An 8,005-nucleotide genomic window follows, 5' to 3' on the forward strand; every position below is an offset into this window, starting at 1 on the left:
GCGGCTTCTACGAGCATACGAGGCGCCAGATGATCGATCGTCCCCAGCCCTTCTGGGACTATTGGCAACGGCAGGGAGCGGCTACGTCAATGCTGGTCTAACAGAGAGTTGCGTAAAAAGCCGCGAGCGCGTTTGTAAACAATCTGTTGCGCCGTCCCTCTGGGGCGGCGTTTTTTATGCGTCGCCTTTAAAGTTATGCCCTGCACTTTAGAGTATGAAAGTGCTTGCTGCTAAAACTTTACTGGAGGGCATCTATGGCACCAGCTCTGTCCGATTTTCAACCACAACCAGCGCTTCAGACCTCAGCGGCGGCGCAAGCCGCCATTGGCGACGGTCTGGTCAAAGAGGCTCAGGCTTTTGCCGATGAGCTTGCCGCATGGCGTCACGATCTGCATCGGATGCCCGAACTCGGTAACGACCTCCCACAGACCTCTGCGTATATCCAAGCGCGCCTGAACGAGATGGACATCCCATTTTCCACGCTCGTCGATGGTTCCTGCGTTGTGGGCCTTGTCGGTGCCGGTGCCGCCGCGGCCCAGGGCAATGGCGTCTGCACGGACGAACAGGCCGGTACGGTCGTTATGCTGCGCGGCGACATGGATGCCCTGCCCGTTGTCGAGGAATCCGGCGAGCCCTTTGCATCTACCAATGGCTGCATGCATGCTTGCGGTCATGATATGCACGCGACGGCGCTGCTTGGTGCGGCGCGCCTGCTCAAGGCTCGCGAGGCCGCGCTTGTCGACGCCAATGCCACCGTCAAGCTGTTGTTCCAGCCGGGCGAGGAGACCTTTGAGGGGGCACGTGCTGCCATCGCCGACGGCTTGCTCGAGAACCCGCGTCCTCAGGCGGCTTTTGCCATGCATGTCAACAGCCAGTCGCCGCTTGGCCTGGTGCTCTACGGCAGCCCGGCGCTTTCGGGCGTGTACGGTTTCCGCATTACGCTGCAGGGCAAGGGCGGCCACGGTTCGAGCCCCGAGATCTGCATCGACCCCATCACGGCAGGCGTGCATGTGCACCTGGCGCTCCAGGAGCTTATCGCTCGCGAGGTGCCGGCGGCCAAGGAGGTCGCGCTCACCGTGGGTAAGTTTGCCGGTGGCCAAGCGGCCAATGTGATTCCCGACACCTGCGTGCTCGAGGGAACATTGCGCGGCTTTGACGTTGAGCTCATGGAGCACCTCAAGACCCGCATTGCGGAGGTCGTCAAAGGCGTTGCCACGACTTATCGTACGCCGGCGACTATCGAGACGCTCTCGGATGTTCCCCCGCTCGTGCTCGATGACGATATGACCCAGGCTTCGTTTGGCTATGTGGGTGCGACGTTGCCCAAGGCCGCCTTCCTGCCTCTGTTCCATGCCATGGCGAGCGAGGACTTTGCGCTTATCTCGAGCGAGATACCGAGCGCGTACTTTACGTTCGGTGCGGCTGTGACCGATACGGACGAGCACTTTGCCCAGCACCATCCCAAGGCACGCTTTAGCGATGCCGAGTTGCCGCTCGGCGCCGCGGCTTATGCGGCGGTCGCCCTGGGCTATATCGCCGACCACAAGGAGTAATCCATGTCCCAGCAGCATAAATTCTTCCCCGGTTGGCTCGTCGTGGCCTCCGGCTTTGTCATCATGGCCACGTGTTACACGATTTTCGTTAACTGCATGAGCCTGTTTCAGCCGCTTATCGTGAGCGACTTGTGCATTTCCCTTGCTCAGTACAACATCTCCAACGCCATCTCAACCGTGGTGAGCGTTGTCGGCTCGCTTGTCATTGGCCATGTTGCCGACAAAGTGAGCGGTCGCATCTTGGGTTCCCTTACCGTTATCGCCACCTCTGCCGTTCTTGCCGGGATGAGCTTTGTCGGTGAGCTGTGGCAGGTCTACGTGCTCTTTGCCGTCTCGGGCTGCTTTGCCGTCGCCTCGACCCGCCTGCTCATTAGCCTTGTGACCGCCAACTGGTTTACGGCCAAGCGAGGTCTTGCGATCTCCATAGCACTTTCGGGCTCGGGCTTTGGAGGCGCTGTTCTGTCTCCCACCGTGAGCTCGCTTATCGTGAGCGTTGGCTGGCGTTCCGCCTTCCTGGTGCTCGCGGCTATCTGCATGGTGGCGGCGCTGCCCATCACGGCCTATTCCTTCCGCACCAAGCCTTCTGAGATAGGCCTTAAGCCGCTCGGCGAGAACCCGGGCGATCCGTCCGTCTCGACAGCTGGCGACAAGGACGAGCACACGGCTCCCGAGGTTAACGTCGGTTGGTCTCGCATCAAGAAGAGCCCGGCGTTTTGGCTGCTTGTCGTCGCCTTTCTCTTTATGGGCCTCGTTAACGGTGCCATCTTGCCCAACCAGATCACCAACATGACGAGCGTTACCGTCAACGGCGCCAAGATTGTCACGGGCGGTCACGACCCCGTGTGGGCGGGCACTGTGCTTTCGGCCTATATGGTCACCGTCGTTATCGCCAAGATTTCGCTCGGCGTCATTTACGATCGCTTTGGCCTACGTTTTGGCAACGTGTTGGGATCCGTTGCGTGCATTATCGCCTGCGTAGCCCTGTGCTTCCCCGCGACCGATCTTGGTCCCATCGTGGCTGCCGTGAGCTTTGGTGTCGGAACGTGCATGGGCACCATCACGCCCACTATCGCCGCGTCCAAGCAGTTTGGCATGGCCGATCTGGGCAAGGTCACGGGCGCCATTACCTCGCTCGAGATGGTCGGCGGCACCGTGGGTGCCATTGTCTCGGGCGTGCTGTTCGATGCCACGGGCTCCTTTGCGAGCACCTGGATCGTGTGCCTGGTGTGTTCTGTGGTCATGCTCGTATTCCTGCTGGCATCCGAGCCCATCGCCGCTAAGCTGCGTGCGAGCGTGGCGGGGGAGTAGACGTCCGTCGCTCTTTTCTGTTCGCCCCGTGTTCTGTCCGTGGCCGCCTTGGAAGCCGAATGGATGCTCGTACCATCATTCGGTTTCCAAGGCGGCCACGGACATACAAAATGATCCGTTTTCCTCTGTCCCCAACAGATCGTGTGATTCGAAGGGGGCGGAGGAAAGCGGATCGGCTGCAGCGGCGGCACGTCTGGCCGAACGAGCTCCCATACCCTCGTTCGGTCAGACGCGTCGCCGCGTTTTGTTTTTGTGCCGTATAATGACCACTACCTATGACGCGATACTAAAAGAAAGGTGTTTGCCCATGCAGGCACAGAAGGCGGAGGGAACCCGCGACCTTATCGGCGCCGAGATGCGCGCCTGGCAAAAGATGCAGCGGATCGCTGCCGGCGTGTTCGAGCCGTTTGGCTTTAAGCCCATCGAGACGCCCGCGATCGAGCAGGTGGACGTGTTTGTCCACGGCATCGGCCAGTCGACCGATGTCGTGCGCAAGGAGATGTTCCGCGTGTTTAGCGGCGCCAACCTGGAACGTGTCTTTACCGAGGGCACCGATGCCAAGCTCAAGCCCAAACAGCGCTTGGCGCTTCGTCCCGAGGGCACTGCCGGCGTGGTGCGCGCCGTCGTGGAGAACAACCTGGTGCCCCAGGGCTCCACGCCGTTTAAGGCCTACTATGCCGAGGCCATGTTCCGCGGCGAGCGCCCCCAGAAGGGCCGCCTGCGTCAGTTCCATCAGGTGGGCATTGAGTGGCTCGGTGCTCCCGATCCGGCTGCGGACGCCGAGTGCATCATTATGCTCATGGAGTTCTACAAGCGTCTGGGCTTCGATCTTTCCAAGCTCCGTCTGCTCATTAACTCGATGGGTGATGCCCAGTGCCGTCCGGCCTATCGCGAGCAGGTCAAGCAGTTCATTCTCGATCACGCCGACGAGATGTGCGATGAGTGCCGCGAGCGCGCCGAGCTCAACCCGCTGCGCGCCTTCGACTGCAAGAACGACCATTGCCGCGAGATCATGGCCGAGGCCCCGCTGATGGGCGACAACCTGTGCGACGAGTGCCGCGAGCACTACGAGCAGGTCAAGCGCTATCTGGATGCCGCCGGCATCGAGTATGTCGAGGACCCCACCCTGGTGCGCGGCCTGGACTACTACACCCGTACCGTCTTTGAGGTCGAGGCCCCCGGCGCCGGCGTCGGCTCCATCGGTGGCGGCGGCCGCTACGACGGCCTGGTCGAGCTCGAGGGCGGCAAGCCCACGGCCGGTGTCGGCTTCGCCGTCGGTTTTGAGCGCGCCCTGCTGGCCCTGCAGGCCTTTGGCAGCGACCTGGGTGCCGATGAGGCTCCGTGTGTCTACGTTGCCAACGCCGGCAAGGAACTGCGTCAGAACGTTTTTGCCATTACGCAGAAGCTTCGCGCCGCAGGCATCGTGACCGAGGCAGACTATCAGGGTCGTTCGCTCAAGGCTCAGTTTAAGCAGGCCGACAAGGTGGGCGCCAAGCTCATTTTGGTTTTGGGCGGCGACGAGCTTGCCGCCGGCAAGGTCAAGGTGCGCGACATGCAGAGCCATGACGAGGTGCTGGTCGATCTGGCCAACGTTGTCGAGGCGGTTCGCGAGCGTCTGTAGGGCATCATTTTGAGCTGCGGGTCCGCTAACGCGTCCCGCTCGCGGCGAACGATTGTTACGGGGGTGTTTCGCTTTTATGCGGAATGTCCCCGTTTGCATATGCCGCCCACCGAGAAATACGACCATTTGGGGCAAAAAGCCTTGCAATGCAGAAAATACTTTTGTGTGGTAAAGCGCAATCAGTGTCGAAAGTATTTCTCAAGTGCCTATAATGAATACCGCATGTTACGTGCATAGAAGGAGGAATGGGAGGAAACGTGGCTGAGAACCTAAGCAACCAGTCTGTACCCGAAGCCGCGGCGCGCGTCGCTGCCGTGGTCAACCGCCTCGTTAACCGAATCGGCTCGAATGCCGAGTCCAGGGAGCGTCTCGCCGAGATTGAGATTCCCGAGGAGCTGCGCGACAACCTTGCGCTGTTCCTGCGCCTGGAGCGCCGTGTGCTTAGCGAGTATGATCCCGAGATCGCGGACCTGTTCGACAAGATTCTGTCGGCCGAGATCGTGGCCAATGCCGGCAACCCCGGTAGCCGTGCCGCCGACGAGGCCGTCGACGAGCAGGGCGTGCCCACCGCCGACGAGCCCACTGCTGTGGCGTTTCGCGAGGTCGTCGATTTGATCGACAGCCTGCCGCTCGATAAGCAGCAGGTTATCGTTCGTGCCTTTACGAGCTTCTTCCATCTGGCAAACCTGTCGGAGGAGAACTACCGTGTGACGCAGCTGCGCGAGCGTGAGGCCGGTGCATCGACCGATACCGAGGTCGATCCCGCCAACGAACTCACCGTCGCCTATCACCAGCTGGTGGATGAGATGGGTGTCGAGGGCGCCAACGAGCTGCTCGGCAAGCTTGAGTTCCATCCCGTCTTTACCGCGCATCCCACCGAGGCCCGTCGCAAGGCCGTCGAGGGCAAGATTCGCCGTATCTCTAACCTGCTGGAGGAGCGTCCGCGTCTGGGCGGCTCCGACCTGGTGGAGAACGAGCGCCATATGCTGCAGGAGATCGACGCCCTGGTGCGTACGAGCCCCATCGCGCTCAAGAAGCCCACGCCGGTCGAGGAAGCCGATACCATCATCGACATCTTCGATAACACGCTGTTCGACGTCATCCCCGTCATCTATCGTCGCTTTGACGACTGGGTGCTGGGTGACAAGGCCGGTACCGTGCCGCCGCTGTGCCCGGCGTTCTTCCATCCCGGCAGCTGGATCGGTTCCGACCGCGACGGTAACCCCAACGTCACCGCCAAGGTGAGCCGTGAGGTCGCCGCCAAGTACTTCACCCACATGGTGCTCAAGCTCGAGGACAAGTGCCGCCGCATCGGCCGCAACCTCACGCTCGAGGCCACCTACAGCAAGCCGTCTGCCGAGCTCATCAACCTGTGGAACCATCAGGTCGAGATGAGTGCCCATTACACGGCCCGCGCCGAGCTTATCTCCGAGCACGAGCCGCATCGCGCCGTCATGCTCGTCATGGCCGACCGTCTGAACGCCACCGTACGCCGTATCACCGACACCATGTATCACAGCGCCGACGAGTTCCTGGATGACCTGCGCGTCGTCCAGCGTTCGCTGGCTGCCTGCGGTGCCGTCCGTGCCGCCTACGGCCCGGTGCAGACCATCATCTGGCAGGTCGAGTCCTTCGGCTTCCATATGGTCGAGATGGAGTTCCGTCAGCACTCCGTGGTGCATGCCCGCGCCCTCAAGGACATCCACGAAAACGGTATCCATGGCGACCTGCAGCCCATGACGCGCGAGGTCATCGACACCTTCCGCGCTATCGGCTCCATCCAAAAGCGCTACGGCAAGAAGATGGCACACCGCTACATCATCTCGTTTACCAAGAGTGCCCAGCATGTGGCCGACGTCTTTGAGCTGGCCCACCTGTCCTTCGCACACGAGGAGGACGTTCCCGAGCTCGACGTGATCCCGCTGTTCGAGCAGCTCGAGGACCTCGAGGGCTGTGTTGACGTGCTCGACCAGATGCTTACGCTGCCCGTGGTGCAGAAGCGTCTTGCCCAGACCAACCGCCGCATGGAGGTTATGCTGGGTTACTCCGACTCCTCCAAGGATGCCGGTCCTACCACGGCCATGCTTGCGCTGCACTCCGCGCAGGAGCGCATCGCCAAGTGGGCCGAGAAGAACGATATCGACCTGGTGCTCATGCACGGTCGCGGCGGCGCCGTGGGCCGTGGTGGCGGCCCGGCCAACAAGGCCGTACTGGCGCAGCCCAAGGGTTCGGTCAACTGCTTCTTTAAGCTCACCGAGCAGGGTGAGGTCATCTTTGCCCGTTACGGCAACCGCACGCTGGCTCAGCGCCATGTTGAGTCCGTTGCCGCCGCAACGCTTTTGCAGTCGGCCCCGAGCGTCGAGAAGACCAACACCGAGACCACGCAGAAGTTCTGGGATATGGCCGAGAAACTCAACGCCGCAAGCCACGAGCGCTATCTGGACCTGCTGAACACCGAGGACTTTACACCGTGGTTCTCGACCGTGACGCCGCTGACCGAGGTCGGTCTGCTGCCGATCGGCTCGCGTCCCGCCAAGCGCGGCTTGGGTGCCAAGTCGCTCGACGACCTGCGTACCATTCCGTGGATTTTCAGCTGGAGCCAGGCACGCATTAACCTGGCCGCTTGGTACGGCCTGGGCACCGCCTGCGAGCAGCTGGGCGATCTTGACCAGCTCAAGGCTGCCTACCAGGAGTGGCCGTTCTTCCGCACCTTTATCGATAACATCGAGATGTCGATTGCTAAGACCGATCAGCGCATTGCCAAGATGTATCTGCATCTGGGCGACCGCGATGATCTGTCCAAGAAGGTCTTTACCGAGATGCAGCTCACCCGTAAGTGGGTCCTTGCCATCGTTGGTGACGAGTGGCCGCTGCAGCGTCGTCGCGTGCTCGGCTGTGCCGTTCGCGTGCGTAACCCCTACGTCGACGCCCTGTCCATCGCCCAGGTCCGCGCCCTTCGCGAGGTGCGTATGAACCAGGACGAGATGGCCGAGGAGAAGAAGGCCGAGTACATGAGCCTGATTCTTTCGACTGTGACCGGCGTCTCGGCAGGTCTGCAGAACACGGGGTAATCGATAGCCCTGTGGCTCTCACCGGGGCCCGACGGGTTTCCCTCTGAATGCGTCCTCGCACTTGAAGCCCCCTTATCCTGCTCCTTCGGAGCTGCGGATAAGGGGGCTTCGTGCTGCGGAATGCATTCAGAGGGAAACCCGTCGGGCCCCTTCGTCCTCGGTCCTCTGGAATTAAAGCTGAGGAGAAGAATGGCGCGCTTCGCGCATAGCGTGGAGTGCGGCGAGGGCTTCTTGCGTCCTGCGGAGTGTGCCTAAAAGTAAACTGATGGCGGGCCCTGCGATGTCCGGTCTTCGGCGGATTACTGCTGGGGGAATAATGGCGCGCTTCGCGCGTTTGGAATGGGCTTCGTGCTGCGGAATGCATTCAGAGGGAAACCCGTCGGGCCCCTTCGTCCTCGGTCCTCTGGAATTAAAGCTGAGGAGAAGAATGGCGCGCTTCGCGCATAGCGTGG

At 61.4% G+C, this 8,005-nt stretch carries 4 protein-coding genes; all 4 read left to right on the forward strand.

The features are described from left to right. Positions 1-254 precede the first annotated feature (254 nt). The 4 genes from ACTQXI_RS08740 (at position 255) to ACTQXI_RS08755 (ending at position 7,553) form a co-directional block, all read left to right on the forward strand. A complete protein-coding gene (locus ACTQXI_RS08740) occupies positions 255-1,553 on the forward strand; it encodes a M20 family metallopeptidase (protein ID WP_441049125.1) in 1,299 nt (432 codons plus the stop codon). 3 nt (positions 1,554-1,556) lie between these two features. Next, on the forward strand, positions 1,557-2,861 hold the full coding sequence (locus tag ACTQXI_RS08745) for an MFS transporter (RefSeq protein WP_441049127.1): 1,305 nt from the start codon (positions 1,557-1,559) through the stop codon (positions 2,859-2,861). Positions 2,862-3,168: 307 nt separating this feature from the next. Beyond that, positions 3,169-4,482, forward strand: coding sequence for a histidine--tRNA ligase (gene hisS / locus ACTQXI_RS08750; RefSeq protein WP_427729192.1), 1,314 nt, complete (start codon positions 3,169-3,171; stop codon positions 4,480-4,482). A gap of 257 nt (positions 4,483-4,739) precedes the next feature. Next, on the forward strand, positions 4,740-7,553 hold the full coding sequence (locus ACTQXI_RS08755; RefSeq protein ID WP_441049129.1) for a phosphoenolpyruvate carboxylase: 2,814 nt from the start codon (positions 4,740-4,742) through the stop codon (positions 7,551-7,553). Positions 7,554-8,005: the final 452 nt, after the last annotated feature.

This window comes from Collinsella sp. LCP19S3_C9, assembly GCF_052121575.1.
Classification (GTDB): domain Bacteria; phylum Actinomycetota; class Coriobacteriia; order Coriobacteriales; family Coriobacteriaceae; genus Collinsella.